This is a genomic window from Escherichia sp. E.sYA108 (assembly GCF_011754335.1).
GTDB lineage: Bacteria > Pseudomonadota > Gammaproteobacteria > Enterobacterales > Enterobacteriaceae > Escherichia > Escherichia coli.
Genome location: NZ_JAAQVZ010000001.1, coordinates 1,108,061 through 1,124,764, shown reverse-complemented (window position 1 = coordinate 1,124,764; position 16,704 = coordinate 1,108,061). Strand labels below are relative to the sequence as shown.

The 16,704-nt window shown below is 51.8% G+C and carries 16 protein-coding genes and 3 tRNA genes; 13 read left to right on the top strand and 6 right to left on the bottom strand.

Annotation, left to right across the window (positions count from 1 at the left end; genetic code table 11):
* Window positions 1–2: 2 nt before the first annotated feature.
* The 4 genes from fucI to fucR all read left to right on the top strand — a co-directional run bounded on the left by fucI (window position 3) and on the right by fucR (window position 4,518).
* Complete coding sequence (gene fucI, locus HBM92_RS05365) at window positions 3–1,778, top strand: L-fucose isomerase (protein WP_000724179.1); 1,776 nt, start codon at window positions 3–5, stop codon at window positions 1,776–1,778.
* 108 nt (window positions 1,779–1,886) lie between these two features.
* Complete coding sequence (fucK, locus tag HBM92_RS05360) at window positions 1,887–3,305, top strand: L-fuculokinase (RefSeq protein WP_000808349.1); 1,419 nt, start codon at window positions 1,887–1,889, stop codon at window positions 3,303–3,305.
* A gap of 1 nt (window position 3,306) precedes the next feature.
* Window positions 3,307–3,729, top strand: coding sequence for an L-fucose mutarotase (gene fucU / locus HBM92_RS05355; protein ID WP_000920840.1), 423 nt, complete (start codon window positions 3,307–3,309; stop codon window positions 3,727–3,729).
* Window positions 3,730–3,786: 57 nt separating this feature from the next.
* Entirely contained in the window at window positions 3,787–4,518 is a 732-nt protein-coding gene (fucR, locus tag HBM92_RS05350) for an L-fucose operon activator (RefSeq protein ID WP_001305284.1), read from the top strand.
* Window positions 4,519–4,561: 43 nt separating this feature from the next.
* Here fucR and rlmM read toward each other — a convergent pair whose 3' ends face one another.
* The 4 genes from rlmM to HBM92_RS05330 all read right to left on the bottom strand — a co-directional run bounded on the left by rlmM (window position 4,562) and on the right by HBM92_RS05330 (window position 7,564).
* On the bottom strand, window positions 4,562–5,662 hold the full coding sequence (gene rlmM, locus HBM92_RS05345) for a 23S rRNA (cytidine(2498)-2'-O)-methyltransferase RlmM (RefSeq protein WP_001045530.1): 1,101 nt from the start codon (window positions 5,660–5,662) through the stop codon (window positions 4,562–4,564).
* Complete coding sequence (locus tag HBM92_RS05340) at window positions 5,655–6,050, bottom strand: DUF423 domain-containing protein (RefSeq protein WP_000203905.1); 396 nt, start codon at window positions 6,048–6,050, stop codon at window positions 5,655–5,657. The genes rlmM and HBM92_RS05340 overlap by 8 nt, the downstream gene beginning before the upstream one ends.
* An 18-nt stretch (window positions 6,051–6,068) precedes the next feature.
* Window positions 6,069–6,986 carry a glycine cleavage system transcriptional regulator GcvA gene (gcvA, locus tag HBM92_RS05335; RefSeq protein ID WP_000044401.1) on the bottom strand — a complete coding sequence of 306 codons (918 nt, stop codon included), beginning with the start codon at window positions 6,984–6,986 and terminating at the stop codon, window positions 6,069–6,071.
* A 350-nt stretch (window positions 6,987–7,336) separates the two neighbouring features.
* A complete protein-coding gene (locus HBM92_RS05330) occupies window positions 7,337–7,564 on the bottom strand; it encodes a YgdI/YgdR family lipoprotein (protein ID WP_000750398.1) in 228 nt (75 codons plus the stop codon).
* Between the two features lie 191 nt (window positions 7,565–7,755).
* Here HBM92_RS05330 and csdA point away from each other — a divergent pair, with 191 nt between their 5' ends.
* Both csdA and csdE read left to right on the top strand, forming a co-directional pair.
* Complete coding sequence (gene csdA, locus HBM92_RS05325; protein ID WP_001327299.1) at window positions 7,756–8,961, top strand: cysteine desulfurase CsdA; 1,206 nt, start codon at window positions 7,756–7,758, stop codon at window positions 8,959–8,961.
* Window positions 8,961–9,404, top strand: coding sequence for a cysteine desulfurase sulfur acceptor subunit CsdE (gene csdE / locus HBM92_RS05320; protein ID WP_000184272.1), 444 nt, complete (start codon window positions 8,961–8,963; stop codon window positions 9,402–9,404). Before csdA ends, csdE begins: the two co-directional genes overlap by 1 nt.
* Window positions 9,405–9,454: 50 nt before the next feature.
* Here the strand turns inward: csdE and tcdA are convergent, their stop codons facing one another.
* Window positions 9,455–10,261, bottom strand: a complete 807-nt coding sequence (gene tcdA / locus HBM92_RS05315; RefSeq protein ID WP_000117711.1) for a tRNA cyclic N6-threonylcarbamoyladenosine(37) synthase TcdA — start codon at window positions 10,259–10,261, stop codon at window positions 9,455–9,457.
* Between the two features lie 76 nt (window positions 10,262–10,337).
* Entirely contained in the window at window positions 10,338–11,435 is a 1,098-nt protein-coding gene (gene mltA, locus HBM92_RS05310) for a murein transglycosylase A (protein ID WP_000678650.1), read from the bottom strand.
* 208 nt (window positions 11,436–11,643) lie between these two features.
* On the opposite strand from mltA, the gene HBM92_RS05305 reads away from it, so the two are divergent.
* The 7 genes from HBM92_RS05305 to tssL all read left to right on the top strand — a co-directional run bounded on the left by HBM92_RS05305 (window position 11,644) and on the right by tssL (window position 16,692).
* A tRNA-Met gene (locus HBM92_RS05305) sits at window positions 11,644–11,720 on the top strand.
* Window positions 11,721–11,753: 33 nt separating this feature from the next.
* Window positions 11,754–11,830: transfer RNA gene (locus HBM92_RS05300), tRNA-Met, on the top strand.
* Window positions 11,831–11,863: 33 nt separating this feature from the next.
* Window positions 11,864–11,940, top strand: a tRNA-Met gene (locus HBM92_RS05295).
* A 635-nt stretch (window positions 11,941–12,575) separates the two neighbouring features.
* Entirely contained in the window at window positions 12,576–13,076 is a 501-nt protein-coding gene (gene tssB / locus HBM92_RS05290) for a type VI secretion system contractile sheath small subunit (protein WP_001443093.1), read from the top strand.
* Window positions 13,077–13,134: 58 nt separating this feature from the next.
* Entirely contained in the window at window positions 13,135–14,673 is a 1,539-nt protein-coding gene (gene tssC / locus HBM92_RS05285) for a type VI secretion system contractile sheath large subunit (RefSeq protein ID WP_001350147.1), read from the top strand.
* Window positions 14,674–14,692: 19 nt separating this feature from the next.
* The gene (gene tssK, locus HBM92_RS05280) at window positions 14,693–16,030 is read left to right on the top strand and encodes a type VI secretion system baseplate subunit TssK (protein WP_000686689.1); all 1,338 of its coding nucleotides are present in this window, start codon (window positions 14,693–14,695) and stop codon (window positions 16,028–16,030) included.
* Window positions 16,027–16,692 (top strand): type VI secretion system protein TssL, short form, encoded by a 666-nt coding sequence (gene tssL / locus HBM92_RS05275; protein ID WP_000712315.1) that lies wholly within the window; start codon window positions 16,027–16,029, stop codon window positions 16,690–16,692. The genes tssK and tssL overlap by 4 nt, the downstream gene beginning before the upstream one ends.
* Window positions 16,693–16,704: the final 12 nt, after the last annotated feature.

Below are 16,704 nucleotides of genomic sequence, written 5' to 3'. Positions count from 1 at the left end.
TAATGAAAAAAATCAGCTTACCGAAAATTGGTATCCGCCCGGTTATTGACGGTCGTCGCATGGGTGTTCGTGAGTCGCTTGAAGAACAAACAATGAATATGGCGAAAGCCACGGCTGCACTGCTGACCGAGAAACTGCGCCATGCCTGCGGAGCTACCGTCGAGTGTGTCATTTCCGATACCTGTATCGCGGGTATGGCTGAAGCCGCTGCTTGCGAAGAAAAATTCAGCAGTCAGAATGTAGGCCTCACCATTACGGTAACCCCTTGCTGGTGCTATGGCAGTGAAACCATCGATATGGATCCAACCCGCCCGAAAGCCATTTGGGGCTTTAACGGCACTGAACGTCCCGGCGCTGTTTACCTGGCAGCGGCTCTGGCAGCTCACAGCCAGAAAGGCATCCCGGCATTCTCCATTTACGGTCATGACGTTCAGGATGCCGATGACACATCGATTCCTGCCGATGTTGAAGAAAAACTGCTGCGCTTTGCCCGCGCCGGTTTAGCAGTCGCCAGCATGAAAGGTAAAAGCTATCTGTCGCTGGGCGGCGTTTCGATGGGTATCGCCGGTTCTATTGTTGATCACAACTTCTTTGAATCCTGGCTGGGAATGAAAGTCCAGGCGGTGGATATGACCGAACTGCGTCGCCGTATCGATCAGAAGATTTACGACGAAGCCGAACTGGAAATGGCGCTGGCCTGGGCTGATAAAAACTTCCGCTATGGCGAAGATGAAAATAACAAACAGTATCAACGAAATGCCGAGCAAAGCCGCGCAGTTCTGCGCGAAAGTTTACTGATGGCGATGTGTATCCGCGACATGATGCAAGGCAACAGCAAACTGGCCGATATTGGCCGCGTGGAAGAATCACTTGGCTACAACGCCATCGCTGCGGGCTTCCAGGGGCAACGTCACTGGACCGATCAATATCCCAATGGCGACACCGCCGAAGCGATCCTCAACAGTTCATTTGACTGGAATGGCGTGCGCAAACCGTTTGTCGTGGCGACCGAAAACGACAGTCTTAACGGCGTGGCAATGCTAATGGGTCACCAGCTCACCGGCACCGCTCAGGTATTTGCCGATGTGCGTACCTACTGGTCACCAGAAGCAATTGAGCGTGTAACGGGGCATAAACTGGATGGACTGGCAGAACACGGCATCATCCATTTGATCAACTCCGGTTCTGCTGCGCTGGACGGTTCCTGTAAACAACGCGACAGCGAAGGTAACCCGACGATGAAGCCGCACTGGGAAATCTCTCAGCAAGAGGCTGACGCTTGCCTCGCCGCTACCGAATGGTGCCCGGCGATCCACGAATACTTCCGTGGCGGCGGTTACTCTTCCCGCTTCCTTACCGAAGGCGGCGTCCCGTTCACCATGACTCGTGTCAACATCATCAAAGGCCTGGGACCGGTACTGCAAATCGCGGAAGGCTGGAGCGTGGAATTGCCGAAGGATGTGCATGACATCCTCAACAAACGCACCAACTCAACCTGGCCAACCACCTGGTTTGCACCGCGCCTCACCGGTAAAGGGCCGTTTACGGATGTGTACTCGGTAATGGCGAACTGGGGCGCTAACCACGGGGTTCTGACCATCGGCCACGTTGGCGCAGACTTTATCACTCTTGCCTCCATGCTGCGTATCCCGGTATGTATGCACAACGTTGAAGAGACCAAAGTGTATCGTCCTTCTGCCTGGGCCGCGCACGGCATGGATATTGAAGGCCAGGATTACCGCGCTTGCCAGAACTACGGCCCGTTGTACAAGCGTTAATACATGACTCCCTGATGTGATGCCCGGTCGCTCCGGCTACCGGGCCTGAACAAGCAAGAGTGGTTAGCCGGATAAGCAATGTTATCCGGCTATATTGCAGGAGCGATTATGAAACAAGAAGTTATCCTGGTACTCGACTGTGGCGCGACCAATGTCAGGGCCATCGCGGTTAATCGGCAGGGAAAAATTGTTGCCCGCGCCTCAACGCCTAATGCCAGCGATATCGCGATGGAAAACAACACCTGGCACCAGTGGTCTTTAGACGCCATTTTGCAACGCTTTGCTGATTGCTGTCGGCAAATCAATAGTGAACTGACTGATTGCCACATCCGCGGTATCGCCGTCACCACCTTTGGTGTGGATGGCGCTCTGCTAGATAAGCAAGGCAATCTGCTCTATCCGATCATTAGCTGGAAATGTCCGCGAACAGCCGCGGTAATGGACCATATTGAACGGTTGATCTCCGCACAGCAGTTGCAGGCTATTTCTGGAGTCGGAGCCTTTAGTTTCAATACGTTATATAAGTTGGTGTGGTTGAAAGAAAATCATCCACAACTGCTGGAACGCGCGCACGCCTGGCTCTTTATTTCGTCGCTGATTAACCACCGTTTAACCGGCGAATTCACTACTGATATTACGATGGCCGGAACCAGCCAGATGCTGGATATCCAGCAACGCGATTTCAGTCCGCAAATTTTACAAGCCACCGGTATTCCACGCCGACTCTTCCCTCGTCTGGTGGAAGCGGGTGAACAGATTGGTACGCTACAGAACAGCGCCGCAGCAATGCTCGGCTTACCCGTTGGCATACCGGTGATTTCCGCAGGTCACGATACCCAGTTCGCCCTTTTTGGCGCTGGTGCCGAACAAAATGAACCCGTGCTCTCTTCCGGTACATGGGAAATTTTAATGGTCCGCAGCGCCCAGGTTGATACTTCGCTGTTAAGTCAGTACGCCGGTTCTACCTGCGAACTGGATAGCCAGGCAGGGTTGTATAACCCAGGTATGCAATGGCTGGCATCCGGCGTGCTGGAATGGGTGAGAAAACTGTTCTGGACGGCTGAAACTCCCTGGCAAATATTGATTGAAGAAGCTCGCCTGATCGCGCCTGGCGCAGATGGAGTGAAAATGCAGTGTGATTTATTGTCGTGCCAGAACGCTGGCTGGCAAGGCGTAACGCTTAATACCACGCGGGGGCATTTCTATCGCGCGGCGCTGGAAGGGTTAACCACGCAATTACAGCGCAATCTACAGATGCTGGAAAAAATCGGGCACTTTAAAGCCTCTGAATTATTGTTAGTCGGCGGAGGAAGTCGCAACACATTGTGGAATCAGATTAAAGCCAATATGCTTGATATTCCGGTAAAAGTTCTCGACGATGCCGAAACGACCGTCGCAGGAGCTGCGCTGTTTGGTTGGTATGGCGTAGGGGAATTTAACAGCCCGGAAGAAGCCCGTGCACAGATTCATTATCAGTACCGTTATTTCTACCCGCAAACTGAACCTGAATTTATAGAGGAGGTGTGAAATGCTGAAAACAATTTCGCCGTTAATTTCTCCCGAACTATTGAAAGTGCTGGCAGAGATGGGGCATGGAGATGAAATTATTTTTTCCGATGCTCACTTTCCCGCCCATTCGATGGGACCGCAGGTGATCCGCGCTGATGGCCTGTTGGTGAGCGACTTGCTCCAGGCGATTATCCCGTTATTTGAGCTGGACAGTTATGCACCACCGCTGGTGATGATGGCGGCGGTAGAAGGTGACACTCTCGATCCTGAAGTAGAACGACGTTATCGTAATGCGCTTTCACTACAAGCCCCCTGTCCTGACATCATCCGCATCAATCGTTTTGCGTTTTATGAACGGGCGCAAAAAGCCTTTGCGATCGTTATCACAGGCGAACGAGCGAAGTACGGGAATATTCTTTTAAAAAAAGGGGTAACACCGTAATCTCATACCGGTACGCCCGCATGACGCGGGCGGTTATCGAATGATGGGGTGAAAAATATGAAAGCGGCACGCCAGCAAGCGATAGTCGACCTGCTGCTGAACCATACCAGCCTGACCACGGAAGCTCTCTCTGAACAGCTAAAGGTCAGTAAAGAAACCATTCGTCGCGATCTCAATGAATTACAGACGCAGGGTAAAATTCTGCGCAATCATGGGCGCGCTAAATATATCCACCGTCAAAATCAAGACAGTGGCGATCCCTTTCACATCCGGCTGAAAAGCCATTATGCGCATAAAGCAGATATCGCGCGCGAGGCGCTCGCGTGGATTGAAGAAGGGATGGTGATAGCCTTAGACGCCAGTTCAACCTGCTGGTATCTGGCACGCCAGTTGCCTGACATCAACATCCAGGTCTTCACCAATAGCCATCCGATTTGCCATGAACTCGGTAAACGCGAACGCATTAAACTGATCAGTTCCGGCGGCACACTTGAGCGCAAATATGGCTGTTACGTCAATCCCTCGCTGATTTCCCAACTTAAATCGCTGGAAATCGATCTGTTTATTTTTTCTTGTGAAGGGATCGATAGCAGCGGCGCACTGTGGGACTCCAATGCCATCAACGCTGATTACAAATCAATGTTATTAAAACGTGCCGCGCAATCGTTGTTATTGATTGATAAAAGTAAATTTAATCGTTCAGGGGAAGCCCGCATCGGGCATCTGGATGAGGTAACGCACATTATTTCTGATGAGCGCCAGGTTACAACTTCTTTGGTAACAGCCTGACGGAAAGGGTAGCAGGCCGGAGACGACGCCCCGGCCTTACCTGTTATCGCTCGTCGCGACGACCACCCACCGCAGCCCAGATACGGCGGACGTGCACCGTCACTTCTTCGCGATCGTGATACAACTGCCGCGCCTGAATCTGAGCATTTATGCCATGTTCATCAAGCTGTGCCTGAATATACGCCAGATTGTGTGACACTTCTTCGTAGCGTTTTTTCATCGGCAGTTTGAGATTGAAGATAGTTTCACGGCACCAGCCATTAACCAGCCACTGCGCCATTAATGCCGCAACTTTCGCCGGTTTTTCAACCATATCGCATACCATCCAGGAGATATTGCTGCGTGTCGGACGGAATTTGAAACCGTCTTCCCGCAGCCACGTCACCTGCCCGGTATCCATCAGACTTTGCGCCATCGGGCCGTTGTCGACGGAATAAACCCACATGTTGCGCTTCACCAGTTGGTAGGTCCAGCCGCCTGGGCAAGCACCTAAATCCACCGCCCACATCCCGTTCGCCAGGCGTTCATCCCACTCATCCGCGGGAATAAACACATGAAATGCCTCTTCCAGTTTGAGCGTGGAACGACTCGGCGCATCTGCCGGAAATTTCAGGCGCGGAATGCCCATATAGAACGGCGAATTATTGCTGCTGTATGAGTAACCAGTATAGCAACAGCCTGGTGCAATAAAGAATACATGCACAACCGGACGCTTCGGCGTTTCATAGTTCGCCAGCACCCCCGCATCACGCAAGGCAGCGCGTAGCGGCACGGTGAATTTACGGCAGAATTTCAGCAACTCTTTGCTTTCGTTGGTATCGGCAACTTCAACACGCAGTTCACCGCCCTTCTCTACTACGCCCTGTAACATGCCGACAATGGGGGTAATACGATCTTCTGGCGGCAAATGCTGCAGGAGTTCCCCCACTACAAACCACTGGCGGGCAAAAATTAATGAACTGAACGGCAGCTCACGGATTAACTTATCGCCATCATCAGGTTGATAACATTCATAAATGACATAACCCGCATTCTCTTTCACGCGGGCAAAACCGAAAATTTCCCGCTGGCCGGCTTTATCGGTAATTTCTGCGGCGCACTCTTTTTCAAAGCCCGGACGGCACAGCAATACAACCTTATTCATGACTTACGCCCTTGCGCTTTAAACGGATAGCACCAACTAACATTAACGCCCAGCCCGCAAGGAAGCTCACGCCGCCAACCGGTGTGACAAACGCCCACAAACGCAGATGGGACAGCGCCAGGCAATAAAGGCTGCCGCTGAACAGCACCGTGCCTAACGCGAGGAAAACGCTACTCCAGTAAAACCAGATACTGATGCGACGCTGCATTGCCACCGCCAGACCTAAGATCGCCAGCGTATGAAACGCCTGGTATTCGAGGCCGGTCTGGATCCAGCCCATCTCAACGGCCCCCATGGTTTTACTTAACACATGCGCGCCAAAAGCGCCCAGAGCTACAAAAATGAAGCCGCTAATGGCGGCGAAAATCAGCATAAAACGGCTGGTCATGGTCGTACCCTACGTAAATTATTGTTCATAACGAAAGCGGAATTTTTCTTGTTCAGCAGCGGCTTTCGCCAGGATCCATTGGCGAAAGGCGGCTATTTTACCCAGTTCTGCCTGGCTGTCATGACAAACCAGATAAAAAGCGTTTTTACTGACCAGAACATCATTAAACGGGCAAACAAGACGTCCGGCCTCGATTTCAGATTGCGCCATCACGTTATTTGCCAGCGCCACTCCCTGCCCGTGGATAGCCGCTTGCAGCACCATGGCGCTATGGCTAAAAATTGGCCCTTGCTGAACGTTGATATGATTTAACCCCAACTGTCGGGTATATGTCTGCCAGTCACGGCGTGACGCATCATGTAATAACGTATGTTTAGCCAGATCTTCCGGGGTCTTCAAGGGTTTTTCGCCAGTCAGCAGTAGCGGCGAGCACACCGGCAATAAATATTCGGCGTACAGTTTTTCCACCCGTAGCCCCGGCCAGTTGCCCCGACCATAAAATATCGCCACATCAACATCATCCGCCAGCTTATCTTCCTGACGATCAACCGCCTGGATTCGAACGTCAATTCCCGGATAAGCTGAATTAAAGCTGGAAAGTCGCGGAACCAACCAATGAATGGCGAAACTGGGGAGTAAACTGACCGTCAACGCCCCCTTAGCGCTACGGGCCTGGAGTTTACGCGTCGCTTCGGTTAATTGCGAAAATATCTCTTTGATATCGAGGAAATAGCTTTGCCCTTCCTCGGTCAGCAGGAGTGAACGATTACGGCGGCGGAACAGTTTTAGCCCCAGAAAATCCTCAAGAGACTTGATTTGATGACTTACTGCGGCCTGGGTCACAAAAAGCTCTTCTGCTGCGCGAGTGAAACTTAAATGGCGTGCTGCGGCATCAAAAACTCGTAAGGCATTTAGCGGTGGTAATCGTTTAGACATGGCTTTTAAACTTTGATGTTAAATGAATTTAACAATTAGATTACACTATGTAACCTATTAGTTTTTTTAATCTGAGCCATTATAAATTGTCCGTTGAGCTTCTACCAGCAAATACCTATAGTGGCGGCACTTCCTGAGCCGGAACGAAAAGTTTTATCGGAATGCGTGTTCTGGTGAACTTTTGGCTTACGGTTGTGATGTTGTGTTGTTGTGTTTGCAATTGGTCTGCGATTCAGACCATGGTAGCAAAGCTACCTTTTTTCACTTCCTGTACATTTACCCTGTCTGTCCATAGTGATTAATGTAGCACCGCCTAATTGCGGTGCTTTTTTTTACCTTGCGATCGCGAATTACTGATCCAGTTCGACCATCTCTTTCACGTCGGTACGGTTGATCTGCTGTTTGTTGCCATTAGCGTCTTTATACGAAATCATACCGGTATCGTTATCAGTCTGTGGTTTGCCGTCAGAGACGATGGTACGTCCGTCATTGGTGTGCATCACATAGTTCGAACCGGAACAGGCGCTCAGGGCAAAAGTCAGCATACAGGCAGAAATAATTGCGGCAGTCTTTTTCATCATCTTCTCCTTAAAGCGATTAATAAATCTTAATAGTATTGATTAACAGGCTAAAATTAACGCCTAACACTATTCAGCATATGTTACTGACGCGGCTTCGCCAGGATATCCAGATAATTCTGATGGTTAGCACTCTCCTTGTATCAAAGTGAATTTTGCGTCACGATCGGTGCATCAAGCCGAGGAGTACCATGAACGTTTTTAATCCCGCGCAGTTTCGCGCCCAGTTTCCCGCGCTACAGGATGCGGGCGTCTATCTCGACAGCGCCGCGACCGCGCTTAAACCTGAAGCCGTGGTTGAAGCCACCCGACAGTTTTATAGCCTGAGCGCCGGAAACGTCCATCGCAGCCAGTTTGCCGAAGCCCAACGCCTGACCGCGCGTTACGAAGCTGCGCGGGAAAAAGTGGCACAATTACTGAATGCATCGGATGACAAAAATATCGTCTGGACGCGCGGCACCACTGAATCCATCAACATGGTGGCGCAATGCTATGCCCGTCCGCGTCTGCAACCGGGCGATGAAATTATTGTCAGTGTGGCAGAACACCACGCCAACCTCGTCCCCTGGCTGATGGTCGCCCAACAAACGGGGGCCAAAGTGGTGAAATTGCCGCTTAATGCGCAGCGACTGCCGAATGTCGATTTGTTGCCAGAACTGATTACTCCCCGTAGTCGGATTCTGGCGTTGTGCCAGATGTCGAACGTCACTGGCGGTTGCCCGGATCTGGCGAGAGCGATTACTTTTGCTCATTCAGCCGGGATGGTGGTTATGGTTGATGGTGCTCAGGGGGCGGTGCATTTCCCCGCGGATGTTCAGCAACTGGATATTGATTTCTATGCTTTTTCAGGTCACAAACTGTATGGCCCGACAGGCATCGGCGTGCTGTATGGCAAACCAGAACTGCTGGAAGCGATGTCGCCCTGGCTGGGCGGCGGCAAAATGGTTCACGAAGTGAGTTTTGAAGGCTTCACGACTCAATCTGCGCCGTGGAAACTGGAAGCAGGAACGCCAAATGTCGCTGGCGTCATAGGATTAAGCGCGGCGCTGGAATGGCTGACAGATTACGATATCAACCAGGCCGAAAGCTGGAGCCGTAGCTTAGCAACGCTTGCAGAAGAAGCGCTGGCGAAACGTCCAGGCTTTCGTTCATTCCGCTGCCAGGATTCCAGCCTGCTGGCCTTTGATTTTGCGGGTGTTCATCACAGCGATATGGTGACACTGCTGGCGGAGTACGGTATTGCCCTGCGCGCCGGGCAGCATTGCGCTCAGCCGCTACTGGCAGAATTAGGCGTAACCGGCACACTGCGCGCCTCATTTGCGCCATATAATACAAAGAGTGATGTGGATGCGCTGGTGAATGCCGTTGACCGCGCGCTGGAATTATTGGTGGATTAATGACAAACCCGCAATTCGCCGGACATCCGTTCGGCACAACCGTAACCGCAGAAACGTTACGCAATACCTTCGCACCGTTGACGCAATGGGAAGATAAATATCGCCAGTTGATCATGCTGGGAAAACAGCTTCCGGCTTTGCCAGAGGAGTTAAAAGCGCAGGCTAAAGAGATTGCCGGATGCGAAAACCGCGTCTGGCTGGGATATACCGTGGCTGAAAACGGCAAGATGCATTTCTTTGGCGACAGCGAAGGGCGCATTGTGCGCGGCCTGTTGGCGGTGTTGTTGACTGCCGTTGAGGGGAAAACCGCCGCCGAATTGCAGGCACAGTCGCCGCTGGCATTGTTTGATGAGCTGGGATTACGTGCGCAACTTAGCGCCTCACGCAGCCAGGGGTTGAATGCGTTAAGCGAGGCGATTATCGCTGCGGCGAAGCAGGTTTAAGCACAGAACCAGGTCGGATAAGACGTTCGCGTCGCATCCGACCTGATTGTTTACCCCTGACGCGCCGCTTTCGCCATCATCTTCTTCAGCGCATGAGAAACCGCAACAAAGCCAAAAGTGGCGGTCACCATCGTCGCCGCGCCAAATCCTGAGGCACAATCCATCCGCTTTGGCCCTTCCGCCGTGGCTTTCATCGCACAGACGGTGCCGTCTGACTGCGGGTACACCAGCGCTTCGGTAGAGAACACGCAATCCACGCCGAGCTTACCTTTACTGTTTTTCACTACGCCAAAATCGCTTTTCAGGCGCTCGCGCAACTTCGCCGCCAACGGGTCCTGAATCGTTTTCGCCAGATCGGTAACCTGAATCTGCGTCGGGTCAATCTGCCCACCAGCGCCACCGGTCGTGACCAGCGGGATTTTATTGCGCCGACAATAAGCAATCAGCGCCGCTTTGGGCCGTACACTATCAATAGCATCAATCACGTACGAATAACCGGCATTCATATATTGCGCTACGTTATCCGGCGTCACGAAGTCATCCACCACCATTACACGGCACTCCGGGTTAATCTGGCGAATACGCTCCGCCATGACTTCCGCTTTTGCCAGCCCGACGTTATCGCGCAGAGCGTGAATTTGCCGATTGGTATTGGTGACGCACACATCATCCATATCGATAAGCGTGATTGCGCCAATCCCCGTGCGCGCTAGCGCTTCCGCCGCCCAGGAACCGACACCACCGATACCAACCACACAAATATGCGCGTCAGCAAACAGTTGCAATGCTTTTTCACCATACAGACGCGCTGTGCCACCAAAACGCTGACGCCATGCATCACTAATTACCACAGACATAGCACCTCAGAATTAAAAAGGGTGAGGTTACCCCTCACCCTGTCATATCCGTAAAAACGGCATACAGAATATCACATCAGCCGCTAAAGACGTTACCTGCGCCCGGGGCGGTTTTCAGCACCCAGACACGTCCATAGTGGTTGTACCAACCAGCGCGGTGTCCGGCTTCCGGCCCGATCCCTTGATAGATATCGAAGTGTTGGCCTTTGATTGCGCCACCGACATCCAGCGCCACCATCAGACGCAATTCGTACTGACCGTTAAATTTGCCGTTATTATCCAGCAGCGGCACTTCTGCCAGCAAGGTAGTACCTGGCGGAATAATTGAACGATCGGAGGCAACAGAAGCACGGCCAACCAGCGGCACCGCACTTGCCCCTTTCACCGGTGCAAAAGATTGCGGTTTAAAGAAGACGAAAGACGGGTTCTGTTCCAGCAGCTCGCGAACCTCAGCTTCACTGTGTGTTTCGCCCCAGTGACGAATCGCCTGCATCGACATATCTTCTTTTTTCACTTCGCCACGGTCGATCAACACCTTACCAATGCTGCGATAGGCATGACCGTTTTTCCCTGCATAGCTGAAAAAGTTAAGCGGACTGCCATCACCAAAGTCGATATACCCGCTACCCTGCACATCCATAATGAAGTTATCCATCAGGGAGTTACTGTAAGCGAGAATATATTTATCACTCAGAGCTCCTGCGTAGATCTCCGCACGAGACGGCAGACGACCACGTTTTGGCGGCATACGGTAAATCGGATACTGGAACTCGCCCTGACGGGTATGGCGCGCCTGAATTACCGGCGTGTAATAGCCTGTAAACTGCACGTTACCATAGTTGTCGACACCTTCCATCTGCCAGGCATCAATGCCGAACTGGCGCATATTGCGGGTATCACCGCCTGCGCGCAGCCACTCTTGCACCGCGTTATAAACATTACTCTGGTTGCCATACAGACGCGGTGACGAATTACGGATATGGTTAATTTGCTCGGCAAAATCACCGGCATTAATCGGCGCGCCAACGGCATCTGGCTGGTTCACCAGAGAGAAAGGCTGGGTAAATTTCCCGTCTTTATATTGCTGTCCGCGATCGGTTGGTTTGGAAGAGCAGGCGGCAAGCATTGCCACAACCGTGCCCATAAGAAGGTACTTTACCCAACGTCCTTTCATTGTTCTCTTCTTCAGGTTAAAAAATAAGGCGCAACGAAGATAACAAACCACCGCGTTTAATGAAATGAGCAGCCTCTCCCTGACGCAAATTTTGCACAAAAAATAGGCTTTAGTGATTTGTTTTTGTTCAAAATCATGCCGAATCCGTGATCGGGGTAAAAAAAAGGTTGCATGAAAACGCGAGCAGAGTATAGTGCGCATCCACGGACGCGGGGTGGAGCAGCATGGTAGCTCGTCGGGCTCATAACCCGAAGGTCGTCGGTTCAAATCCGGCCCCCGCAACCAATTAAAATTTGATGAAGTAAAGCAGTACGGTGACGCGGGGTGGAGCAGCATGGTAGCTCGTCGGGCTCATAACCCGAAGGTCGTCGGTTCAAATCCGGCCCCCGCAACCAATCAAAATTTGATGAAATAAAGCAGTACGGTGACGCGGGGTGGAGCAGCCTGGTAGCTCGTCGGGCTCATAACCCGAAGGTCGTCGGTTCAAATCCGGCCCCCGCAACCAATTTATTAGAATGCTGACAAACCGCAAAGCTGCTATTGGCTTGCGGTTTTTTCGTTTTTACGCTTCCTTACCCGTTTCAGTGAAGCCTGAGACAATGAGTAAACCGTTAATATCCCTCCATCAAAGCCATCCATCTTATTTATATATTAAACATATACCCCATTAATGAATTTCATTTATATATTCTATAAATCAATTTATTTTGGTTATGTTAACATTTCAATATCACAACAGGGCGCAACGCTTATATAATCATTGTACAAAAAGCACACAACTTTTTAATTAGTAGAAAAATTAATAATTTTTTGTGAAAGCCCGGACAATAAGTTTAATGAATATCTTAATAGGCTCTCATACTACCCAATTTCTTAAAAGTGCAAATTTGTGAAGCTTATCCTGTTATTATTTTAAGTTTCATGCCAAATTCTCTCACCAGATAATGCCGCCCTCTTCCGAAAAATAATCAAGAGGCCAAACAATATCTAAAATGATACAACTGTATCTATTCCCCTGAAAAATACATTATTCATTTGTATATTTTCCTCATCATTGCTTTTTATTTAAATCATCCGATAATCCCCTGAATATAATTATGTCAATAACCATCAGAAAAAGTGGATGATGAGGAAAAGGATATGGCCGACAGTTTCCAGAATGAAGTTCCCGCCGCTCGTGTAAATATCAAGCTTGATCTGCATACAGGCAATGCTAAAAAGAAAGTTGAACTCCCCCTCAAGCTTCTTGCCGTAGGCGATTACAGTAACGGAAAAGAGCAACGTCCGCTGTCCGAACGGGACAAGGTTGATATCAATAAAAACAACTTCAACAGCGTCATGGCTGAGTTTTCGCCTGCGGTTAATTTAACAGTAGAAGATACGCTAAACGGAAACGGTAATGAACAAAATATCGCGCTTGAATTTAAAAGCCTGAAGGATTTTGAACCCGAACAGGTAGCAAAAAATATTCCGCAACTTCGTGTATTACTCGCTATGCGCAATTTACTACGTGACCTGAAATCCAATCTGCTGGATAACGCAACGTTTCGCCGTGAACTGGAAAATATCCTGAAAGACCCGACGCTCAGTTCAGAACTGCGTGATGAACTGGCGAAAATTGCGCCGCAGGAGAACGTTTAACCCGAACGCGTATTCAGGTTAAACCGGAGAAGAAAGGATCACTGAAAAGGAAATGCTGATGTCTGTACAACAAGAACATGCCACCTCTGAAACTGCAACACTCACCACCACTGAGTCCGGCGGCGTTTATCAGTCCCTGTTCGATAAAATTAATTTAACCCCGGTGTCTTCCATTCAGGAAATCGATTTATGGCAAAACAGCGAAACGCTGGCCGATGCCTCACCCGATGAGCGCGTGACGGCGGCGATTCACGTTCTGCTTTCCTGTCTGGCGAAATCAGGCGAGGACGTGGTTAAGCTCGACAAGAGCCTGCTGGATTTTCATATCGACGATCTGGATCAGAAAATCAGTAAACAGCTTGATGCGGTCATGCACCACCCTGAATTCCAGAAAGTCGAGTCGCTGTGGCGTGGTACATGGTTCGTCGTACAGCGCACTGATTTTCGCAAAAATGTCAGAATTGAATTGCTGGATATCAGCAAAGAGCATCTGCGTCAGGATTTTGATGATTCACCGGAAATCATTCAGAGTGGTTTATATCGCCATACATACATTCAGGAGTACGATACGCCGGGTGGCGAACCTGTAGCCTCATTAATATCCAGCTATGAATTTGATAACAGCCCGCAGGATATTGCCCTGCTGCGTAATATTTCCAGAGTGTCTGCCGCTTCCCATATGCCTTTTATCGGTTCTGTCGGACCGAAATTCTTCCTTAAAAATTCGATGGAAGAAGTCGCCGCGATTAAAGATATCGGCAACTACTTTGACCGCGCAGAATATATTAAATGGAAGTCGTTCCGCGATACGGATGACAGCCGCTATGTGGGATTAGTGATGCCGCGCGTGCTGGGCCGTCTGCCCTATGGGCCGGACACGGTGCCGGTACGCAGCTTTAACTATGTGGAAGAAGTCAAAGGCCCGGATCACGAAAAATACCTGTGGACAAACGCCTCGTTCGCCTTTGCCGCCAATATGGTGAAGAGCTTTGTGAATAATGGCTGGTGCGTGCAGATCCGTGGCCCACAGGCGGGCGGCGCAGTGGCCGATCTGCCGATCCATCTTTACGATCTCGGCACCGGCAATCAGGTCAAAATTCCGTCCGAAGTGATGATCCCGGAAACCCGCGAGTTTGAGTTCGCCAACCTTGGCTTTATTCCACTCTCTTATTACAAAAACCGCGATTACGCCTGCTTTTTCTCGGCAAACTCCGCCCAGAAACCGGCGCTGTATGATACCGCTGACGCCACCGCCAACAGCCGTATCAACGCCCGTTTGCCCTATATCTTCCTGCTGTCCCGCATTGCTCACTACCTGAAAATTATTCAGCGCGAGAATATCGGCACCACCAAAGACCGCCGCGTGCTGGAACTGGAGCTTAACACCTGGATCCGCACGCTGGTGACGGAAATGACCGATCCGGGCGATGAACTTCAGGCTTCGCATCCACTGCGCGACGGGAAAGTTATCGTCGAGGACATAGAGGACAATCCGGGCTTTTTCCGCGTCAGACTCTTTGCCGTGCCGCATTTCCAGATCGAAGGGATGGACGTCAACCTTTCTCTGGTTTCCCAGATGCCAAAAGCAAAAGCCTGATCGGGCGGTGGTGTGATGTATGAAAATTTGTCGACCACTGTGGGCTGAGGGGACATTCCTGTCTTCTCAGCAGTTTCAGCAGCAGGCCCGCTGGGAAGCGTTCAGCAATGACAGCATTGCGCAGCTTTGTATTCGCCATCCGTGGGGGATCGCAAACGTGCTCTTTGACCGGGATGCCCTGGCGCTCGGAAAGCTGAAAACGCAGGCAGTACGCCTGCGTTTTGCTGATGGTACGCTGATCGATTCAGACGTGAGTGACGTTCTGCCGCTCGCCTGCGATCTGCGCGCGCTGAAGAACGACAGCGCGATTGTCCTGCTGGCGCTGCCGCTTGCACATGGTAACGGCGGTAATCTCGGTCAGGGTGAGCAGACTGAAAGACCGCTGCGCTATCGTCAGGAATGGCAAAAGGTGCAGGATATCTACGGCAGTGACAGTGAAGATATGGCCGTTGAGCGTCATGCGCTGTCCCTGCGCTTTGCTCATGATAACAATCAGGATTACATCACCTGCCCACTGGCGCGTCTGGTGCGGGATGTTCAGGGCAACTGGACACAGGATGAGAGCTATATTCCGCCGTTACTGGCGTTTAACGCCCATGACGGGCTGGTACAGCGTCTGGACACGCTGCTGTTGCAGCTACGGGCCAAATGTCAGCGCCTGATGGCGATGCGCCGGGAAAGCAACCAGCGTATGGCGGACTTCGCCGTCGCCGATGTCTCCCTGTTCTGGCTGCTTAACGCGCTGAACTCCGCCGAGCCGGTACTGAGTGATTTCCTGCGCTACCCGGCGGTTCATCCCGAACTGGTCTGGCGGGAGCTGGCGAGGCTTGCCGGTGCGCTGCTGACGTTTTCCCTTGAACATAACGTCAGCGCCGTTCCGCCCTATGTCCACGAATCGCCGTCCATCGTCTTTCCGCCACTTTTCTCCCTGCTCAGCGAACTGCTGGAAGCCAGCCTGCCGTCACGGGTGATCGCGCTGGATCTGGCGTCCCTGCCGGGCAACCGCTGGAAAGCAGACCTGCACGATCCGCGCCTGCGGGAAGAGGCCGACTTTTACCTGTCCGTTCGTTCCTCTCTGCCTGCGCATCAGGTACTGCACCAGCTACCGCTGGTCTGCAAAATCGGTGCGCCTGATGACGTCACGCTGCTTATCAATGTGGCGCTGAATGGTGTTCCACTGGTGCCGCTTACCTCAGTTCCGGCAGCGCTGCCACTGCGGCTGGAGAACCAGTATTTTGCGCTGGATATGCACAGTGACGCGGCTAAATCGATGCTGGAGTCCGGGTGCTGCATGATTTATGCGCCGGGAACAATGGGCGACCTGAAACCTGAACTGTTTGCGGTGCTGCGCACATGAAAAAAGAGACGGATATCAATATCGACGCGCTGCTGCGCGACACGTTTCTGACGGTGGTGGAACTGCGTCAGGGAACCACCGTGCGTCACGGTATGGAGCTGTATCGCCACTGCCAGCGGCAGGTGGAACTGGTCCGCGAACGTCTGAAAGATGCCGGATTCAGTCGGGAGAACGTGGAGCACATAACTTACGCGCAGTGCGCCCTGCTGGACGAAACGGTCCTGAGCCGTAGCGGCATGGACGACGGTCAGACCATCTGGATGAAGGATCCACTCCAGTCGCATTTCTTCAACACCCTGCAGGCCGGTGAGCTGCTGTACGAGCGGATGAAGCAGGTGCTACAGGAACCCGCCCCCGCGCAGGCCGTGCTGACCTGCTTTCACCGTGTCCTGCTGCTGGGATTTCGCGGGCGTTATCAGGATCCGGCAGCCCCGGAGCGCGACCAGCTTATTTCGACGCTCAACGGGCAGGTCGCGCCATTTGGTGTGCTGCCGGAAACGGCGGTACTGAACGTGCCGTTATCCACCCGTCAGCACCCTTTGCTGCATTCGCCATTTTTCTGGCTGGTAACACTGGCGCTGCTACTGGCGGGCGTCTGGTGGGGGCTACACCACTGGCTGAATGTACTGGTGGATGAACTGCTGCCGCAAAGCCTGCGTTAAAGGGAGTCGTGA

Coding starts and splice junctions, on each gene's coding strand:
- fucI (WP_000724179.1), top strand. CDS start 3: ATGAAAAAAATCAGCTTACCGAAAATTGGTATCCGCCCGGTTATTGAC.
- fucK (WP_000808349.1), top strand. CDS start 1,887: ATGAAACAAGAAGTTATCCTGGTACTCGACTGTGGCGCGACCAATGTC.
- fucU (WP_000920840.1), top strand. CDS start 3,307: ATGCTGAAAACAATTTCGCCGTTAATTTCTCCCGAACTATTGAAAGTG.
- fucR (WP_001305284.1), top strand. CDS start 3,787: ATGAAAGCGGCACGCCAGCAAGCGATAGTCGACCTGCTGCTGAACCAT.
- rlmM (WP_001045530.1), bottom strand. CDS start 5,662: ATGAATAAGGTTGTATTGCTGTGCCGTCCGGGCTTTGAAAAAGAGTGC.
- HBM92_RS05340 (WP_000203905.1), bottom strand. CDS start 6,050: ATGACCAGCCGTTTTATGCTGATTTTCGCCGCCATTAGCGGCTTCATT.
- gcvA (WP_000044401.1), bottom strand. CDS start 6,986: ATGTCTAAACGATTACCACCGCTAAATGCCTTACGAGTTTTTGATGCC.
- HBM92_RS05330 (WP_000750398.1), bottom strand. CDS start 7,564: ATGAAAAAGACTGCCGCAATTATTTCTGCCTGTATGCTGACTTTTGCC.
- csdA (WP_001327299.1), top strand. CDS start 7,756: ATGAACGTTTTTAATCCCGCGCAGTTTCGCGCCCAGTTTCCCGCGCTA.
- csdE (WP_000184272.1), top strand. CDS start 8,961: ATGACAAACCCGCAATTCGCCGGACATCCGTTCGGCACAACCGTAACC.
- tcdA (WP_000117711.1), bottom strand. CDS start 10,261: ATGTCTGTGGTAATTAGTGATGCATGGCGTCAGCGTTTTGGTGGCACA.
- mltA (WP_000678650.1), bottom strand. CDS start 11,435: ATGAAAGGACGTTGGGTAAAGTACCTTCTTATGGGCACGGTTGTGGCA.
- tssB (WP_001443093.1), top strand. CDS start 12,576: ATGGCCGACAGTTTCCAGAATGAAGTTCCCGCCGCTCGTGTAAATATC.
- tssC (WP_001350147.1), top strand. CDS start 13,135: ATGTCTGTACAACAAGAACATGCCACCTCTGAAACTGCAACACTCACC.
- tssK (WP_000686689.1), top strand. CDS start 14,693: ATGAAAATTTGTCGACCACTGTGGGCTGAGGGGACATTCCTGTCTTCT.
- tssL (WP_000712315.1), top strand. CDS start 16,027: ATGAAAAAAGAGACGGATATCAATATCGACGCGCTGCTGCGCGACACG.